At 70.8% G+C, this 17,712-nt stretch carries 16 protein-coding genes; 8 read left to right on the top strand and 8 right to left on the bottom strand.

Features of this window, described 5'->3' with window-relative positions; translation table 11 throughout:
* Positions 1 to 23 precede the first annotated feature (23 nt).
* Positions 24 to 1,523: a DUF4388 domain-containing protein gene (locus D7V77_RS09775; RefSeq protein ID WP_120575997.1), complete on the top strand. Its 1,500-nt coding sequence runs from the start codon at positions 24 to 26 to the stop codon at positions 1,521 to 1,523.
* A gap of 4 nt (positions 1,524 to 1,527) precedes the next feature.
* Here the strand turns inward: D7V77_RS09775 and D7V77_RS09770 are convergent, their stop codons facing one another.
* Positions 1,528 to 2,898, bottom strand: coding sequence for a cytochrome P450 (locus D7V77_RS09770; RefSeq protein WP_120575996.1), 1,371 nt, complete (start codon positions 2,896 to 2,898; stop codon positions 1,528 to 1,530).
* Between the two features lie 132 nt (positions 2,899 to 3,030).
* Here D7V77_RS09770 and D7V77_RS09765 point away from each other — a divergent pair, with 132 nt between their 5' ends.
* Positions 3,031 to 4,059: an AraC family transcriptional regulator gene (locus tag D7V77_RS09765; RefSeq protein WP_158624370.1), complete on the top strand. Its 1,029-nt coding sequence runs from the start codon at positions 3,031 to 3,033 to the stop codon at positions 4,057 to 4,059.
* A gap of 86 nt (positions 4,060 to 4,145) precedes the next feature.
* The gene (locus D7V77_RS09760) at positions 4,146 to 4,745 is read left to right on the top strand and encodes an RNA methyltransferase (RefSeq protein ID WP_120575994.1); all 600 of its coding nucleotides are present in this window, start codon (positions 4,146 to 4,148) and stop codon (positions 4,743 to 4,745) included.
* A gap of 13 nt (positions 4,746 to 4,758) precedes the next feature.
* On the opposite strand, the gene D7V77_RS09755 is transcribed toward D7V77_RS09760, so the two are convergent.
* Entirely contained in the window at positions 4,759 to 5,001 is a 243-nt protein-coding gene (locus D7V77_RS09755) for a hypothetical protein (protein ID WP_233591618.1), read from the bottom strand.
* Positions 5,002 to 5,143: 142 nt separating this feature from the next.
* On the opposite strand from D7V77_RS09755, the gene D7V77_RS09750 reads away from it, so the two are divergent.
* The gene (locus D7V77_RS09750) at positions 5,144 to 6,472 is read left to right on the top strand and encodes a tetratricopeptide repeat protein (protein WP_120575993.1); all 1,329 of its coding nucleotides are present in this window, start codon (positions 5,144 to 5,146) and stop codon (positions 6,470 to 6,472) included.
* Here D7V77_RS09750 and D7V77_RS09745 read toward each other — a convergent pair.
* Positions 6,453 to 7,772, bottom strand: coding sequence for a pitrilysin family protein (locus D7V77_RS09745; RefSeq protein ID WP_120575992.1), 1,320 nt, complete (start codon positions 7,770 to 7,772; stop codon positions 6,453 to 6,455). The two genes, D7V77_RS09750 and D7V77_RS09745, sit on opposite strands and share 20 nt — an antisense overlap.
* Positions 7,769 to 9,310 carry a HAMP domain-containing sensor histidine kinase gene (locus tag D7V77_RS09740; RefSeq protein ID WP_120575991.1) on the bottom strand — a complete coding sequence of 514 codons (1,542 nt, stop codon included), beginning with the start codon at positions 9,308 to 9,310 and terminating at the stop codon, positions 7,769 to 7,771. The genes D7V77_RS09745 and D7V77_RS09740 overlap by 4 nt, the downstream gene beginning before the upstream one ends.
* A 123-nt stretch (positions 9,311 to 9,433) precedes the next feature.
* Here D7V77_RS09740 and D7V77_RS09735 point away from each other — a divergent pair, with 123 nt between their 5' ends.
* On the top strand, positions 9,434 to 10,960 hold the full coding sequence (locus D7V77_RS09735) for a hypothetical protein (protein WP_120575990.1): 1,527 nt from the start codon (positions 9,434 to 9,436) through the stop codon (positions 10,958 to 10,960).
* A gap of 83 nt (positions 10,961 to 11,043) precedes the next feature.
* On the opposite strand, the gene D7V77_RS09730 is transcribed toward D7V77_RS09735, so the two are convergent.
* Positions 11,044 to 12,135: a cell envelope biogenesis protein TolA gene (locus tag D7V77_RS09730; RefSeq protein ID WP_120575989.1), complete on the bottom strand. Its 1,092-nt coding sequence runs from the start codon at positions 12,133 to 12,135 to the stop codon at positions 11,044 to 11,046.
* Positions 12,136 to 12,313: 178 nt separating this feature from the next.
* On the opposite strand from D7V77_RS09730, the gene D7V77_RS09725 reads away from it, so the two are divergent.
* On the top strand, positions 12,314 to 13,153 hold the full coding sequence (locus D7V77_RS09725; protein WP_120575988.1) for a 2-oxo acid dehydrogenase subunit E2: 840 nt from the start codon (positions 12,314 to 12,316) through the stop codon (positions 13,151 to 13,153).
* Between the two features lie 7 nt (positions 13,154 to 13,160).
* Here the strand turns inward: D7V77_RS09725 and D7V77_RS09720 are convergent, their stop codons facing one another.
* Complete coding sequence (locus tag D7V77_RS09720; protein WP_120575987.1) at positions 13,161 to 14,066, bottom strand: AraC family transcriptional regulator; 906 nt, start codon at positions 14,064 to 14,066, stop codon at positions 13,161 to 13,163.
* 109 nt (positions 14,067 to 14,175) lie between these two features.
* On the opposite strand from D7V77_RS09720, the gene D7V77_RS09715 reads away from it, so the two are divergent.
* The gene (locus tag D7V77_RS09715) at positions 14,176 to 14,919 is read left to right on the top strand and encodes an SDR family oxidoreductase (protein WP_120575986.1); all 744 of its coding nucleotides are present in this window, start codon (positions 14,176 to 14,178) and stop codon (positions 14,917 to 14,919) included.
* 18 nt (positions 14,920 to 14,937) lie between these two features.
* Here the strand turns inward: D7V77_RS09715 and D7V77_RS09710 are convergent, their stop codons facing one another.
* Positions 14,938 to 15,894, bottom strand: a complete 957-nt coding sequence (locus D7V77_RS09710) for a zinc metalloprotease HtpX (RefSeq protein ID WP_199733759.1) — start codon at positions 15,892 to 15,894, stop codon at positions 14,938 to 14,940.
* 163 nt (positions 15,895 to 16,057) lie between these two features.
* Positions 16,058 to 16,465, bottom strand: a complete 408-nt coding sequence (locus D7V77_RS09705; RefSeq protein ID WP_233596781.1) for a hypothetical protein — start codon at positions 16,463 to 16,465, stop codon at positions 16,058 to 16,060.
* A gap of 163 nt (positions 16,466 to 16,628) precedes the next feature.
* Between D7V77_RS09705 and fni the strand changes: the two genes are divergently transcribed.
* Complete coding sequence (fni, locus tag D7V77_RS09700) at positions 16,629 to 17,687, top strand: type 2 isopentenyl-diphosphate Delta-isomerase (protein WP_120575983.1); 1,059 nt, start codon at positions 16,629 to 16,631, stop codon at positions 17,685 to 17,687.
* Positions 17,688 to 17,712: the final 25 nt, after the last annotated feature.

Below are 17,712 nucleotides of genomic sequence, written 5' to 3'. Positions count from 1 at the left end.
GTCACGAAGCGGAGCAAGCGACCTTGGCCACGGTGCGGAAGATCCTCATCGCCGACCCCGACCTCGACTCGGTGCGCGCCCTGTCGCGGGCGCTGCGCACGAAGGGCTATCAGGTGCACTACGCGCCGGATGGCTCGCGGGCGCTGGAGGTCGCGGTGCTCCGGCACCCGGACCTGACGCTCTTCGACGAGGCGTGCCGGTTGCTGGACGCGCGCACGTTCGTTCAAATCCTGCGCACCAACCCGCGCACGGAAGACATCCCGGTGGTGCTCACCACGTCCAGCCTGGACTCGGACCGGGCGCGGGGCATGCGGGACGGCACGCTGCGCAAGCCCTTCAACCTGGACGAAGTGCTCAGCCGCATCGAGCACATCTTCCGGCGCAACGAAGCGGCCAAGGACCTCAAGAGCGAGCAGCAGGAAATCGAAGGCTCGCTCAGCCAGCTCAGCATCCCGGACCTCATGCAGATCCTGGGCATGAACAAGCGCAACGGGAAGCTGTCGCTGGAGCGCGGCGCGGAGCGCGGGGAGATCACCGTCTCCGACGGCCGCACGGTGAACGCGCGGCTCGGGAGGGTGGAAGGGGAGAAGGCGCTGTTCCGGCTCCTGTCGTGGACGGAGGGCAACTTCACCTTCACGCCCGGCACCAGCGCCGCGCGCCCGCGCATCAACCGCGCGATGGACGACGCGCTGCTGGAAGGCATGCGTCAGTCGGACGAGGTGAACCGCCTGTTGCCGGGCCTGCCGCCGCGCCACACGCGGCTGATGCTGGCACCGGAGGTGGACCTGTCCGAGGAGCAGCACCCGGTGACGGCGCAGGTGATGGAGTTGCTCCGTCAGCCGCGAGCGCTGGGCGAGGTGCTGGACCTGGCGCCCGCCACGGACATGGAGGTCCTGGGCGTGCTGTCCACGCTGCTCCAGAAGGGCATGGCGCGCCCCACGGAGAGCGAAGGCCAGAACCTGGGCGCGAGCGACCTCATCGGCGCGGCGGAGGTGCACGCGCTGCGTGGGCGCCTGCTGCGCACGAGGACGCTGGCGAAGGTGGCGACGGCGAAGGTCTTCGTCTGTGGCAGCGGTTCATCCGCGGCACGCCGCATCCTGGCGCGGGTGCCGGGGCTGGAGGCGATGTCGGCGGACCCCACCGCTGTGAAGAGCGGCTTCGGGACGCTGGGGCGCCTGGAGCTGAGCGACGTGCTGAACGTGGACTTCTGCGTGCTGCCGCCCGCGGAGGCCGCGCGCCCGCTGTGGCGTCCGTTCAGCGCGGGATCCATTGGCGCGCTGTTGATGGACAACTCGGAGCCGGCGGTGCGGCTGGCGCACTACCTTGCTTGGGAGGTCCGCATCCCCATCGTGGTGGTGGGCACGGAAGTGCCGGCGCCGTTGCAGGGCGCTCCGGCGGGCGTGATCGCCCCGGGGGAGGACCTCACGGAGGCCCTGCGCGCCATGCTGGTCCAGGCGCTCAACCCCGCGCCCACGCTGCCCGGTGTCACGCAGGTGCAGCGCGCTTCCGTGACGCCTCAGTGAGCGCTCAGGTCCGGCGCTCCAGATTCATGGGGAGCGCGCCCTTCGGCCGCAGCGTCAGGTGTGAATCCGGCTCCAACGTGAAGCCGGGCGCTGCGCGCAGGCGGTAGCGCTGGGCCACGGTGGCCAGCACGAGCTGCGCCTCCATCATCGCGAAGCTGTTGCCGATGCACTGCCTGGGCCCGCCGCTGAAGGGGAAGTACGCGAAGCGGTGGCGCTTCGCCGCGGCCTCGGGGGCGAAGCGCTCTGGACGGAACGCGTCTGGCTCCTCCCAGAAGTCCGGATGGCGCTGCGTGACGTAGGGGCTCACGTCCACCGACGTCCCCTTCGGGATGCGGAAGCCGCCAATGACGTCGTCCTCCTCCACGCTGCGGCTGAAGATGACCGCCGCCGGGTACAGCCGCATCGTCTCCTCCACCACCTGCTTCGTGTACCCGAGCCTCGGCACGTCCTCCACCGTGGGCGCGCGTCCTCCCAGCACCGCGTCCAGCTCCGCGTGCAGCCGGGCCTCCACCTCCGGGTGCTTCGACAGCAGTCCCCACACCCAGCTCAGCGACGTGGCCGTTGTCTCGTGTCCGGCGAGGAGCATCGTCATCACCTCGCTCCCCAACTGCTCGTCCGTCATGCCCTCGCCCGTGTCCTCGTCGCGCGCGAGCATCAGCATGGAGAGCAGGTCGCCCGTGTCGTCGCCGCGCTGACGCCGCGTGGCGATGATGCCCCGCACGGTCCCCAGCAGCGTGGCGCGCGCGTCGCGGAAGGCGCGGTCGTAGCGGGTGGGCAGCACGGGCGGCAGCATGCGGAAGGTGCGGAAGCGCTCGGCGATCTGCTGGCTCAGCTCGGTGAAGGCCGCGCCCACCCGTTCGGTCTGGTCCTCCACGGACGTGCCGAAGAGGGCCTCCCCGACGATGGCCAGCGTCAGCCGCATCATCTCCTCGTTGATGCCCACGGGCGTCCCGTTCGCGGCGGCCGTGTCCCAGCGCTGGAGCAGTCCTTGTGTCTGCTTCACCATTCCGGCGGCCATGCCCGCGATGCGCTGTCGATGAAAGGCGGGCTGCGCGAGCCGCCGCTGACGGAGCCAGAAGTCCCCTGTGCTCGTGAGCAGGCCGTTGCCGGTGATCCACCGGCCCATGCGGTACGTGAGGTGGTCCTTCGTGTAGTTCTTCACGTGGTCCTGCAACACGTGCTTCACGGCGTCCGGATGCGCGACCAGGTGCGAGCGCATGGGGCCCAGCCGGTAGCGCACCACGTCACCGTACTGGCGATGGAGCGTGCCCAGGCAGCCCAGGATGTCGCGGCGCACGTCGGGCAGGATGCCCATGAGCAGGTGGCCCCGGGGACCCGGGGGCTGGCGGGTGACGGCGGCGGTGGCGGTGGTCATCGGGCGCTTCCTCCTGAAGGGAGGTATCGCGCTCCCATGCCCCGCGTGCATGGTCCCGGGGCGCCAACGCATTGTCCGCGGGCGCCACCGCGCATTGCGAGGCGAGGGGACGTCAGGCCATGCTGGTCCGCCATGCGTCCCCAGACGCTCCAGTCCTCGCTGTTCCGCCCCCTGTTCCAGGTGGGCATGTCGCTGGGCATCGCCCGGGAGCGGCTGCTCGAAGCGGTGGGCGTGGACGAAGCCCTGCTCGCGCGGCCGGACGTGCGGCTTCCCTACGCGGCGCTCCAGCGCGTGTGGACCCTGCTCGTCGAGGTGGGCGGCTCCGAGCCGCTGGCCGTGCGGCTCGCGCAGGCGCTGGAGCCCACCCACGTGGGGCTCGTGGGCTACGTACTCGTCAACAGCCCCGACCTGCGCACGTCCCTCCAGCGCTATTGCCGCATCCACGCGCTGCTGGACCCGCGCACGACGTGGCGCGTCCTCCAACTGCCCGGGATGATGCGCGTGGAGCTGGAGTTGGACCCACAGGATGAATGGGCCTCGCGCCTGAAGCACCCCGTGGAGGGGCTGCTCGTGGCGATGGTGGCCAGCGGCCGCGCGCTCAGCGGCGAGGACTGGCGACCCACGCGCGTGTGCGTCACGCATCCGCGCCATGCGGCCTCGCCGAGCGTGGAGGAGTTCCTCGGCGTCGGCATCGAATACAGCGCGAGCGCCAATCTCGTGCAGGGCGACGAGGCCGCCGCGAACCTCCCCATCCGCCACGCGGACATCGAGCTGGGCAACCTGCTCCATGCCCGCGCGGAGGCGGAGCTGGCGCGGGTGGAGGCCCACGAGGTCCGCTCCTGGCGCGAGCGCGTGGAGGAGGTGCTCGCGGCCCAGCCCCGCACAGGGGACCTTGTCCCCGCGGACGTGGCGACGCGGCTCGCGGTGAGTGAGCGCACGCTCCAGCGCCGCCTGCGGGAGGAGGGCGTCACCTTCGCGGGCCTGGAGGACGCCGTGCGCCGCGACCGCGCCTTCCAGCTTCTGCGCGACGGACAGTTGCCCCACTTCGAGATCGCCTTCCTCCTGGGCTTCAGCGACCCCAGCGCCTTCACCCGCGCCTTCCGCCGCTGGAGCGGAACGACTCCGGGACAGTGGCAGGTGTCCCAGGCCGCGAAGCCGTGAAGGAGGCGGACGCCGGAATCCGTCCCTCGCACGGAATGTTTTCCACATGGGCGCGGCACATGGCCGCACCGGAGAGGGGAACACGGATGATCAAGACGCTGAGGGACGCGGAAGAACTGGTGCGCACGCGCCACGTCATCACCGAGGTGCCCACCCACGGGCCCACGTCCCTCGTCGAACAGGTCATGGGTGGCAGGCCCACCGGCAGCTGGCGCGACCACGCGAAGGGGCGCCTCGCGTACCGGCTGGGGCGCATGTTGCGCGCGTCGAAGGACGTGCTCGCGGTGCGGCTGGTGGAGGGCAAGGTCGCCTTCGTGGACCCCACGCTCTGGCCCGCCGTCTACCGCGTCGCCATGGAGCCCGCGCGCCGCCGCCCGTCGCTCCAGGGCCTGTCCCCGGACGCACGCGCGCTGCTCTCCACCGTGGAGCGCGACAAGCGCGTCCCCTTGGACAAGGAAGGCCCCTGGACCAAGGCGCGCGAGGCGCTGGAGGAACGGCTGCTGGTCCACTTCTCCGAAGCGCAGGATGAAGACGGCCGCCATGTCGCGGTGCTGCGCTCGTGGCGGGCCTGGGCTTCTCCCAACCTCAAGGCGGACGCGGCCCGGCTCTCCTACGAAGACGCCCAGGCGCGGCTGCGGGCGGCGTGCGACGGGGCTCCCACGGGGCTGGGGCCCTGGGTTTTCTAGACGTACCGGGGCTTCAGGCCGCTTCGTCCAGGATCTCCAGCGCGTCCCGGACACCCGGCAGCCGGGCGAGCAGCTCGTACTCCGCGGGCTGGAGCATGGACACACGGCGGCCCGCGACGCGCTCCATCCACAGCTCGATGCGGTGGTCTCCGTCCGGGTTGAGCTGGCGGGAGATGCGGGCGCGGCGGCCCTCCTTGTGACAGGCCAGGATGTCCTGCTGGAGGCTGCGGAGACGGCGGAACACCTTCAGCGCCATTCGACCCTCGGGGGTGTCGAACGTGTGGAAATGCCGGTTCCGCGACAGCGGCCGGCTGGGATCATGAAGCCTCTCCACGAGGCGGCGCACGAAAGGGTCCATCGACGGGGAAGGATAACATCCGGTACCCTGTCCCTCAGCGATGCCCCATCGATTTTTCCCCCGTCCCTGGACGCTCGTCCTGCTCCTGCCGCTTGCTTGCAAGGACCCAGAGACAGCGGCCGCGCAGAAACAGGCCGTACAGGTCCAGAACTCCCTGTTCCAGGGGCGTGAGGCGCTCACGAAGGGCCAGTACGCTCGCGCCATCTCCGAGCTGCAGAAGGCCGCCAACGCCGCGCCAGAGAGCGTGGAGCCGCTCCTCCTCCTGGCCAAGGCCCACCAGGGCGCCGGCAACCCGGGCGCGGCCATCCTCACGCTCAAGCAGGCGGAGGGCCTCATCCCGGGCACCGACCCCGTCATCCAGAAGCAGCTCTCGGACATGTACATGGGGGAGGGGCAGATTCCCCAGGCCATCTCCACGCTCGTGTCGCTGAGGGAGGAGGGCAAGCTGTCCAACGAGGACATCCTGTCCCTGGCCCGCCTCCAGGCGCGGCAGGGGAACCCGGACGCGGCCTTCACCACGCTGGAGCGCATCCTCCGGGAGAACCCGGACGACGCCCCGACGAAGACGGTGGAGGCCGAAATCCTGCTCATGAAGGGCGAGGAGCTGCTCGCGGCCAACCTGATGGACCGCGTGCTCCAGGGCTCGCCCAGCTTCACGCCCGCGCGGCTCTTGCGCGCGCGCTTCTTCCTGATGAGCGGCGTCAACGACATGGCGGAGGCGGACCTCCAGTCCGTGCCGCCCGAGGACGCGGACTCCACGGACGTGGTGGCGATGAAGGCCCGCGTGCTCATGGCGCTCGGGCGCCCGGCCGAGGCGGAAGGCGCGCTGCGCAAGCTGCTGGAGGACGACGCGGACAACGCGGAGGCCACCGCGTGGCTGGCGGAGATTGTCTGCGCCCAGGGCCGCGCGTCGGAGGCCCAGCAGCTGGTGGACCGCGCGCTGCACCTGCGCCCGCGCTTCGCCCGCGCGCTGTACGTGCGCGGCCGCGTGCTGGAGGAGCAGAGCGACGCGCGCGGGGCGGAGGACAGCTACCGCTTCGCCCTCAAGGCGGAGCCCGCCTTCCCGCCCGCGCTGTCGCGCATGTGGCGGCTGCACCTGAAGGCCGGCCGAAAGCCGGAGGCGCAGGAAGTGCTTGAGCGGCTGACGAGCCTGAACGAGGCGACCGTGGAGGAGAAGGCCGCGCTCGCGAACCTCTACGCCCAGTTCGAGACGCAGCTGCCGCGCGGCAAGAAGCTCATCGACGAGGCCCTGAAGCGCGAGCCGCACAACCCCGACTACCTGCGCATCCAGAAGGCCATCGACAAGGCGACGCCCAAGAAGAAGAAGGCGGGCCCGACGGGGCCCGTCATCATCCGCGGGCGGCGCTGACGGCGGGCGCGGAGGAGGGCAGCCCCTCCGCGTCCATGACGACCTTCTCCAGCGCCTTGAGCCCCTTGCGCTGGCCCACCGCCACCACGAGCAGGTTCTCGCGGGTGAAGTAGCGCCGGGCCACCTCCCGCACCCGCGCGGCCGTCTGGCGGTCCACCTGATCCGCGCGGTGGCCGAACGTCTCCGGCCGGCGGAACAGCTCCACGCCGCCGAACCAACCGGCCAGCTCTCCCGGAGAGTCCTGGGAGAACTCCAGCAGCATCCGGTGGCGGCGCTTGGCGCGGTTCAGCTCCTCCTCGCCCGCCTCCTTCTCACAGAGCTCGGAGAGCACGCGCAGCGACTCCGCCACCACGAGCGACGCCTTCTCCGGCGCGCTGGCCGCTTCAATCTCGAAGAGGCTGAGGTCGTGGTACGTGTCCAGCCCCGCCTGCACCGAGTACGCGAGGCCGCGCTTCTCCACGATTTCGAACGGCAGCCGCGACGACAGCCCGTCGTCCAGCAGGCGCCGCAGAATCTGGAGCGCGGGGAAGTCCTCGTGCTGCTCCGGCACGGCGCGGAAGGTGAGCTTGAACTCCGTCTGCGACTCGTCGTGGGAGACGAAGTGGAAGTGCGGCCCGGGGCCCAGCGGCGGCGGCGCGCTCTCCGTGGTGGCGCTGCCCGTGGGCAGGTGGGCGAAGGCGCGCTCGGCCAGGGCCAGCACCTCCGAGTGCTTCACGCTGCCCGCGGCGGACACCACCAGGTTGCCGGCCACGTAGTGCCGGGCGAAGTGCTCCAGCACCTGGGCGTGGGTGAGGGACTTCACGGACTCGGGGGTGCCGGCGATTTTCAGGGACAGCGGGTGGCCGGGGAAGAGCAGGCGCTTGGACAGGTTGTCCAGGTCGATGTCGCGCCCCTTGTCGTCCACCTCGTCGAGCATCTCCTCCAGGATGATCTGCCGCTCCACCTCCATGTCGGTGAGGCGGGGGCGGGTGAGCATGTCGCCGATGACGTCCAGGCCCACGCTCAGGTGCGACGGGTGCAGCGGGGTGTAGTAGTAGCCGTGGTCGCGGGTGGTGGCGCCGTTGAGGTTGCCGCCCACCTCCTCCACGGCCGCGTTCATCTTCACCGTGTCTGGCCAGGCCTCGCTTCCCCGGAAGAAGAGGTGCTCCAGGAAGTGGCTGACGCCGTTGTTCTCCACCGACTCATGCCGGCTGCCGGTCCTCACGTAGACGGCCAGCAGGGCGGTGTGCAGGTGGGGCGTCTCGACGGTGACGACGCGCAGCCCCGAGGGCAGCACGTCCCGGTACGGTGTAAAGCTCATGCGCGAGGAAGCCTTAACACGAAGGTCGTCCCCTGGCCGGGAATACTCTGGCAGGAGAGCGAGCCCCCGTGGGCCTGGAGGATCTGTTGGCTCACCGCGAGCCCCAGGCCCGTGCCGCCCTCCTTGGTGGTGAAGAAGGGCTCGAAGAGGTGGCGGCGGACCTCCTCCGTCATGCCGTTGCCGGTGTCGCGCACGGTGACCTCCACGTCCCCCTCCTTCGGGAGGGTCGCCACGGTGAGCCGTCCCCCGGAGGGCATGGCCTCGCGGCTGTTGCGGAGCAGGTTGAGGAACACCTGCCGCAGCTGGCCCTGGTCCGCGAGCACGCGGGGTGTGCCGGGCGCGAAGTCCCGCACCACCTCCACGCCCGCGCGCACCAGTTCCTCGCGGGTGAAGTCGAGCACGCCGTCCAGCACCGCGATGATGTCCTCCGGCTCCAGGTCCGGCCGGGCGGGGCGGGCCATGCGCAGGTACTGCTCGGTGACGTCGGTGAGGCGGTCCACCTCATGGGTGACGGCGGAGAGCAGCTCGCGCGCCTCCGTGGCGGTGTCCTGCGAGTCGAATTGCGCGCTGTCCACCGCGTCCTGGAGCAGCTCCACGTTGAGGCCAATGGAGGACAGAGGGTTGCGCACCTCGTGCACGATTTGAGCGGAGATGCGGCCGACCGCGGCCAGCTGCTCCGCGCGCATCAGCGCCTCCGCCTGGGACTTGAGCTGCGCTTCGCGGGCCTGGAGCGAGCGGGCCATCTGGTCGAACTCGCGTGCGAGCAGCGCGACCTCGTCCGCGCCGCGCACACCCAGCTGGGCGGAATAGTCGCCCCGGCCGATGCGGGACACGCCTTCAATCAGGGTGCGCACCGGGCGCAGTGTGCGGGCGGACCACGCGGTGACGCCCACGCCCACGCCAATGGCCATGATGGACAGCGCGATGATGGTGAGGCCCGTCCTGCGCTCGCGCTCCTCCGCTCCGTCCACGCGCTCGCGGATGCGGTTGGTCAGCGTCGCGCGCAGCACGCGCAGCTCACGGCCGATGGCGCTCTCCAACTGGCGCAGCTCGGCGGTGGCGCGCGCCACCTCCTGGCTTTCAGGGGACTCGGACGCGAGCGAGGTAAATACGGCCTCCACCGCGTGGCCGTAGGCCTTGGAGTTGCGTGACAGCTCCGCGAAGCGCGAGTCCAGCTCCATCACGAAGGGCACCTCGCCTTCCGGGGCGAAGGTGAGCACCTCGCGGGCCTTGGCGCGGGCGGCCTCCAGGCGCTGGGCCATCTGGGGCGCGTAGTACAGGCTCGCCAGCCGGATGAGCGCGCGGCGCGTCTCCACGCTGTTCTGCTCCAGCACGCGCTCGGTGTCCTTCTCCTGGCTGGTCTGGAAGGTCTCCAGCGCGGCGGCGTCCTGGGACAGCTGGAGGTAGCCCTGGCTGACGAGCCGGATCTCCAAACGGTTGCGGTGCAGCTCCGCCACGCTGAACAGGGACACCGCCCCGAACGTCAGCAGCACCAGCGCGTAGCCCAGGAAGATGCGGGTGGCGAGCGAGAGCTTCATGGAGGAGGGGACAGGACATACGTCCTGGAGCGGTCGCATTACAGCGCAATCCCCACCGCGCCGCCTGCTTCCGGCCGCCTGGACTCCACCTCTCCGGGGAGGGGGGCTGGTAGCGTCCGCCGCATGGCTCCGCGCTTCGTCCGCTCCACGCTCCTCGCCGCCGCCCTGGCGTCCCTCACCCCCGCCTGCGGGGACAAGGAGGTCCGCCCCTCCCTGGACCTGCTCACCGCCTCCTGCGCTGGCACCCAGCCGCTGGCCGGGGTGACGCACCTGCGCTTCCGCGTGACGGGCCCTGGCCTGGACACGCCCCGAGAGCGGGTGTCGACGGTGAACTGGACCTGGATGGAGGACGTGCCCACCCTTCCGCCTGGCCTCGACCGGGTGCTTGAGGTGCGGGCCTACGTGGGGGTACCGGATCAGGGCGGCCAGCTGGTCTCGCTGGGCCGCTCCGTGCCGTTCACCGTGTTGGACGGGGAGGATGAGCCGAATCCGCGGGTGCGTGTGGTCCTGCGGCGGCTGGGGGAGTTCGTGCCGGTGAACCTGGCGTCGGACCCGAGGACATGCTCGTTGCCGGCCGAAGCGCGCGCGGCGCACACGGCCACGACCCTGCCGGATGGACGGGTGTTGATCGCTGGAGGCTACAGGCCCGAGGCGAACGGGACGCGGCCCGTGTCGGCGACCACGGAGCTGTTCAACCCGGCGGAGGGCACGTTCATCCCCGGACCGGACGTGGGCGCGCGGGCCTTCCACACGGCGTCGCTGCTGCCGGACGGCCGCGTGTTCCTGGCGGGCGGCGCGGAGTCCTTCGCCCCGGTGGCGTTGCAGTCCACGGCACGCCTCCTTGACCCGACGACGGGCGCAAGGAGTGAGTTCACGCACAAGGTGGCGCGCTACCAGCACGCGGCGGCGGTGGATGCGAAAGGCCACGTGTTGCTGGTCAGCGGACGCGCGGCGGATGGCGGCACGGTGGACACGCTGGAAGGCTTCGACTCGGCCACGGGGCGATTTGTCTATCACCCCGCACCGTTTGACTTCGTGGACGCAGCGCTGACGGTGGATCCGAGCGGGCAGATCTTCCAGGTCGTGGGCGGAGGCACTGTCGTGGGGGCCGTGAGGGACGTGGTGGCCTTCTCGTTCGGCGACGACGACATCTCCTCACTGGCCACGGGGGCTGAGCTTCGTGTCCCCCGGGTGGGCGCCGCCGTGGCGCTGCTGGGCCGGGCGGACGAGGATCCACTGCCCCTGGTCATGGGGGGCTTCGACGGCGTGGACCCGGAGAAGGGCGCGCGGCCCGTGGGCGCCTCCGAGTTCCTGAAGGGCGTGATCCTCGCGGAGGACGGCCCCGCGTTGATGCCCCGGAGCAACCTGTGCGCGGTGACGCTGCCGGACGGTCGCATCGTGGCGCTGGGCGGGCGGGGCACCGGCATCGGCACGACGTACGCAGTGCCGTGGGTGGAGTTGATCACCCCGCACGCGGGCGCGCAGCCCACCGTGCTGGGGCTGTCGCTGATGCCGCAGCCGCGTGTGTGGCACACGTGCTCCGCGCTGCCGGACGGCTCCGTGCTCGTGGTGGGCGGCGTGGACGACAGCACCGGGGAGATCCGCGCCAACACCGAAGCCATGGTGGTGATGCCGCCTCCGCGCGACTGACGAAGACTGGCCCCGGAAACACGAAGGCCCCGCGTCCCGGTGAAGGGACAGCGGGGCCTTCTTGCTTCACGCCAGCGTACGGCTCAGGCGTTGGTCGGCGGGGCCTCGGAAGGCTTCGCCTCGCCCTCGGTGGTCGTCGGCTCGGTGGCGGCCGGGGCTTCCGTGGGCGTGGCTGCTGCCGCGGTGGCGCGGGCCTCCGCCTCGGCGCGGGAGCGGGCCTGCTCGTCGCTGCGCTGGTCGCTGGCGGCGACTTCGTCCGGCGTCAGCTCCGTGCGGTCCGCGAGCATGCCCGTCTTCTTCTCCAGGTCCTTGATGGCCCGGCGAAGCAGGTCGCGCTCCAGGAGCGTGCGGTTGAGGCGCTTCTCCAGCGCCTTGTACTTGTCCTTGCCCAGGTCGGCCTCGGACTTCGTCACCGACAGGATGCGCGCGTGCGTGTCGGCGCGGCCCTTGAGCCGGCGCACTTCCTTCTCCAGCTCCGCGGCGCGCGAACGGTCCTTGTTCGCCGCCTGCTCCAGCCGGTTCATCTTCTCGCGGTCCGCGTCGTTCAGCTCGCGGTAGCGGCGCACGGGCTCCGCCGGGGCCACGGGCGCGGGCGTCACGGACACCGCCGCGATCACCACGGGCTCGCTCGCGGGGGCGGCGATCTGATCCGCCGGAGCCGGCGCCTCGACGGAGGCAGGGACCGCGGCGGGCGCGGTCGTCTGCGCGGGGGCGGCGGCCGGGGCCTCACGGCGGCGGGGGCCATTGCGCGACTCGGTCTCCGCGCGCAGCCGGGAGTTCTCCGTCAGGGCCTGCGCCAGCTCCGCGCGGGTCTGCTCCAGCTGCATGCTGGCGTTGCGCTCCACCTCGGCCCGGGCCTTCACCAGGTCGTTCGAGCCCTTCTCGCCTTCCTTCTGCTCGAAGAGCTTCCGCTTGGTCTGCTTGAGCTGCTCCTTGACCTCCTGGAGCTGCGCGCGCTGCTCGTCCAGCTCCTTCTGCTTGCGCTGGACCTCCGATTCCGCCTTCGCGCGCGCCTTGCTCTCGGACTCCAGCTCGCCCCGGAACGACGGCGCGGAAGAGGAAGAGGAGAGCGAGGGACGGCCCGCGTTGGCACCAGCGCCGCTCTTGTCTCGGAAAAGCAGCAGACCGAGCGTCACTGCGAACCCGATCGATACGAGAATGAGTGCAAACAGCAAGGGAACGACCTCCACAGAAGGATGCAAAAAGCGGGGCAGCCTACCGCTGGGACATGGCGCGTCAAGGCTTCACTGGCAGGCAACCCGGCGGGCCCCACCCGACGCGCCGGCCGAGCCGTGGCGCCCGCCTGCATTCCGGCTCCCCCGTCAGCGCCATCCTGGGGCACGCTCGGGCCCCATGGCGCACCTGGAGCTGAAGCCGAAGCGGGACGTGTCGAGCTTCCGCAAGCTCGCCATCGGTAGCTGGGCGACCGCGTATGACCCCACGGTCTACGGCACGTTGACCGTGCGCATGGACGCGGCGCTCGCCTGGATGGATGCCTTCCACCAGCGCACCGGCGTGCGGCTCACCGCGACCCACCTGGTCCTCAAGGCCATGGGTGAAGCGCTGCGCCGCTGCCCGGACGCCAACGCGCTCCTGCGCTACCAGCGCATCTACCTGCGTCAGCGGATCACCGTATGCGCGGTGCTGCCAGGTGCGGATCAACGCGGCCTCACGCCCGTGCGCATCGAGGGCGTGGACCAGAAGTCCGTGCATGAGCTGGCGCTGGAGGTGGCGTCCACCGCGGCGCGCGTGCGCGAGGGCCGGGACGCGCAGGTGGAGCAGGGCCGGAGTCTGCTCAAGCGCGTGCCGCACCTGTTGCTGCACCGCTTCACCGGGCTCGTGTCGTTCCTCACGTACACGTTGAACCTGGATCCATCGTGGCTCGGCCTGCCCAGGGATCCGTTCGGTGCCGCGGTGGTGGTGGACGTGGGCGAGCTGGGGCTGGACACGGCGTATCTGCCGCTCGCGCCCTTCACCCGCGTGCCCATCTTCCTCGCGCCCGGCGCGGTGCGCGAGGTGGCGGTGGTGGAGGAGGGGAGGGTGGTGCCCGGACACGTGATGAACATCAACGCGTCCTTCGACCACCGCTTCCTCGACGGCTACCACGCGGGCGTCATCGCCAACACGCTGCGCGAGATGCTGGAGCATCCGGTGGAGTCCTTCGGTCCGCTCCCGGATCCATCGGTGGAATAGCCCGCCGTCAACGGTGTCCGCTCGCGCGAGCGAAGCGTCCGGGAGGCTGGCCCACGCGCTTGCTGAACGCCGCGGTGAAGGTGCTCGCCGAGCTGTAGCCAACGCGCTCGGCCACCTCCGTGATGGAGAGCTCCTGGCCGCGAAGCAGTCCCCTGGCGACGGCCATCCGCCAGTCCAGCAGGTACTCCATCGGGGGCAAACCCACGGTGCGCGTGAAGCGCTCGAAGAACACCGTGCGCGAGAGCGCCGCGCTCTTCGCGAGCTGCGCCACGGTCCATGGACGCGTGAGGTGGCGGTGCATCTGCCGGATCGCGGGCGCGAGCCGCGCATCCGCCAGTCCGCGGAGGAGCCCCGGAGGTGTGTCGCCGCTCGGCGTGGACCGCAGCGCTTCGATGAGCAGCAACTCCACGAGCCGCGTGAGCACGAGTTCGCGCCCCGAGCGCTGTTCGCTCGTTTCGTCGCGGACGAGCTGGACCAGCGTGGACAGCCGCTCCACGCCGCGCACGTGCACCAGGATTGGGAGCAGCGACACCATCAGGGCCGCGTCAGGCGAGTCGAAGACGAAATAGCCCCCAAGCAGTCGCACATCCGGGCGGCCACCACGCCGACCGTGACGCACCTCCCCGGTAGGGGAAGGGGCCACCTTGGGGTCGACACGTTCGGCAGTCACCGGCTCGAAGCCAGAGATGGTGAAGCCCGGCGTCGCCGGCAGCAGCACGAAGTCGCCCCCCTCGAGCGTGACGGCCGGATGCCCGTCGATGGCCAGTCGGCAGCTCCCTTCGAGCACGGCACAGAAGCTGGGCTGACCGAAGTCCGAGTAACGAACTCCCCATGCGCCCGCTCCGCTGATGCCCTTCGAGAAGATGGCCCTGGGCTGAAGCAGCGCGATGACTTCCGAAAGGGGGTCGGTCATGCCCGGACGCTAGCAAAAGAAATGCGGACTCCGCGTAGTGGAGCGTCCTGATTGTCGCCGGTACCTTCAGAACATCAACGCCGCGCGAATCGCGGCCAAAGGAGACGGCATGAAGACGGTGCTCATCACGGGGTGTTCTTCCGGTTATGGACTCGAGACGGCTCGCCACTTCCACGCCCAGGGCTGGAACGTGGTCGCCACCATGCGAACGCCGCGTGAGGATGTGCTCCCTGCATCGGACCGGCTGCGCGTGGTGCCGCTCGACGTGACGAAGCCCGAGAGCATCGCCGCCGCGCTGGAGGCGAGCGGGCCCATCGACGTGCTCGTCAACAACGCGGGCATCGGGCTCATGGGCGCCTTCGAGGCCACGCCGATGGCCACGGTGCGCGAGGTGTTCGAGACCAACGTCTTCGGCGTCATGGCGATGACGCAGGCGGTGTTGCCACGGCTTCGCGCACGCAGGTCGGGAGTCATCGTGAACGTGACCTCCAGCGCGACCCTGGCTCCCATGCCGCTGGTGGCCGTCTACACCGCGAGCAAGGTGGCCATCGAAGGGTTCACGGAGTCGCTCGCCTTCGAACTCGCGGACTTCAACCTGCGCGTGAAGCTCGTCGAGCCGGGCTATTGCCCGGGCACCCGCTTCACGAGCAACGGCACCCCTCGGATGGAGGGGCTGTTCCCCGAAGCGTACGCGCCCTTCGCCCAGCGCATCTTCGCCTCGCTGGGACAGCCCTCCGCGGTGACGCGCGAGTCCGACGTGGCCGAGGCCATCTGGCGTGCCGCGAACGACACGTCCGGGACGCTCCGCTTCCCCGCCGGGCCAGACGCGGTGGCGCTGGCCCGGTCGGCATGAAGAACGGCCGGGAGCCTGTCAGTACGCGTACTCCCAGCCGCCACGGCCGCGAGTGCCCTGGCCCATCCGCGCGCTCATCTCGCGCAGCCGGCGCACGCGCTCCGGGATGGGCGGGTGCGTGGAGAACAGCGACATCACCCCGCCGTGGTGCAGCGGGTTGACGATGAACAGGTGCGACGTCGCGGGGGCCCGGTCATACGGCATGGCCTCCGCGCCGCGCTCCATCTTCAAGAGCGCGCTCGCCAGCGCATCCGGGTCGCCGCACAACTCCGCGCCCGTGGCGTCCGCGCCGTACTCGCGCGAGCGGCTCACCGCCAGTTGCAGCAGCGTGGCCGCGATGGGCGCCACCAGCAGCAGGCCCAGGTTGGACAGCGCCCCGGCCACGCCACCGTCCCTGTCGTCGTCGCCGCGGCTGAGCATGCTGCCGCCGAACCAGAAGAGCATCTGCGCCGCGTAGCTGATGATGCCCGCGAGCGTCGCCGCCACCGTGCCGATGAGCGTGTCCCGGTTACGCACGTGGCCAATCTCGTGCGCCAGCACGCCCTCCAGCTCGCGCCGGTCCAGGATGTCCATGATGCCCGCCGTCACCGCGACGGCCGCGTGGCTCGGGTTGCGGCCCGTGGCGAACGCGTTCGGCTGCGCGGTGGGGAGCAGGTAGACCTTCGGCTTCGGCATGCCCGCGCGCGCGGCCAGCCGCTCCACCATCTCATGCAGCCACGGGGCCTGCTCGTAGGACAGCGGCTGCGCGCCGTGGATGGCCAGCGCGATGCGGTCGCTGAACCAGTACGAGCCGAAGTTCATCACCACCGCGAAGAGGCCCGCCATCATCAGCCCCTGCGCGCCGCCCAGCCGCTGGCCGATGACGAGCACCAGGGCCGTCAAGCCCGCCAGCAGGACGGTCGTCTTCAATGCGTTGCCCAGCCGGTGCCACCCGCTGCCCTTGAGCGCCGGTGCGGCCGGTCCTCGGGTTGTCATGTGGGGGTCACGCTGCGCCATGTTCCTCGTTCCGTGCCTTTCGCCCCGCCATGGGGGCCACACGAAACGTAAGCAGGAGCAGGGAGGCGTCAACGTAACGGGTCCAGGCTACCCCGGAGGCCCATGGCCCCGGCTGCCGCCCGTCCCAAAGGTAGAGCCGTCTTCAAAGATAGAAACGATCCGTCACGCCGGCCGTACGCTGGAGGATGGCGCTCCACCCGAGCCAGACGTCAATGCCACTGTCGCCCGCCTTCGACTCGCTCCCCAGGGCACCGAGCGAGCCCGTGCAGCCCGCCACCATGCCCAACCCGGACTCGCGCACATGCTCCAGGAGCGTGCGCACGGTGGGCATGCCGCGCGCCTCGAAGCGGTCCGCCACGTCCTCGCGTCCGGCGAAATCCGGTTCGTCCAACCTGTCCAACAGGAAGCGCTCCAGGGCCCACCAGAACAGGTACACCTCGACCCGCCGCCCGGCCGCGGTCGCCGCCGCCGCGATGGCGAGACCCTGGTGCACACGGTCATATTCGCCACTGTGCAGGAAGACGATGACCCTGTTGTCCGGCGTGCTCACGCGGTGGCTCATACCGTCCAGAAGACAGCGCGTCCATTCACACCCGGAGCGCGACCGGCGGGGCCCTTTGGCTTGCACCTCGGCCCTGGCGCTTGGTAGGAACCTAACGACCTTCCAGGCTTACAGGTTTTTTGCAGCGACAGCGCGGGTGGCTTTCAGCGACATGGGCGACGAGACGACAGCCAAGCGGAAGGATGCCCACCTCGACCTGTGCGCGACCGGCGATGTGGAACCGGCACAGAACTCCACGCTGTTGGAGTGCGTGCACCTCATCCACTGCGCCATGCCGGAGATGGCGGTGGAGGATGTGGACCTGTCCACGCCGTTCCTGGGCAAGCGCCTCCAGGCCCCGCTCCTCGTCACCGGAATGACGGGTGGCACGGACCGCGCGGGCGCGGTGAACCGGGACCTGGCGCTGCTCGCGGAGCGGCACGGCCTGGCCTTCGGCGTGGGCAGCCAGCGCGCCATGGCGGAGGACAGCGCGCGCGCGGCGTCGTACGCGGTGCGCGACGTGGCGCCCACGGTGGCGCTCCTGGGCAACATCGGGCTGTACCAGGCCATCGGGTTGGGCGTGGATGGCGTGCGGCGGTTGATGGACGCCATTGGCGCGGACGGCATGGCGCTGCACCTCAACGCGGGCCAGGAGCTGACGCAGCCGGAAGGCGACCGCGACTTCCGCGGCGGCTACCGCGTGGTGGAGGAGCTGGCGCGCGCGATGGGCGACCGGCTGATGGTGAAGGAGACCGGGTGCGGCATCGGCCCGGACGTGGCGCGGCGCCTGGTGGAGCTGGGCGTGCGCAACGTGGACGTCTCCGGGCTGGGCGGCACGTCGTGGGTGCGCGTGGAGCAGCTTCGCGCGGTGGGCTCGCAGGCGCAGGTGGGTGCGGAGTTCAGCGGCTGGGGCATCCCCACCGCGGCGGCCATCGCCAGCGTGCGCAAGGCGGTGGGGCCTGAGGTCCGGCTCGTGGCCAGCGGCGGTGTGCGCGGCGGGCTGGAGTCCGCGAAGGTGCTCGCGTTGGGCGCGGACCTGGCGGGCATGGCGCTGCCGCTGTTCCGGGCGCAGCAGCAGGGCGGGCTGCCGGCCGCGGAGGAGGCGCTGAAGGTCATCCTCACGAGCCTGCGGCAGGCACTGGTGCTGACGGGTAGCCGCTCCGTCGCTCAGCTGCGGCAGCGGCCTCGCGTGGTGACCGGCGCGTTGAAGGATTGGTTGGCGGCATTGTGATGCCGGGTGGATCCCAGGTTGGGAA

It is taken from the genome of Corallococcus sp. CA041A (assembly GCF_003612075.1).
Taxonomy (GTDB): domain Bacteria; phylum Myxococcota; class Myxococcia; order Myxococcales; family Myxococcaceae; genus Corallococcus; species Corallococcus exiguus.
The sequence above is the reverse complement of the archived record's forward strand: the minus strand, read 5'-3'. Positions and strand labels throughout refer to the sequence as shown.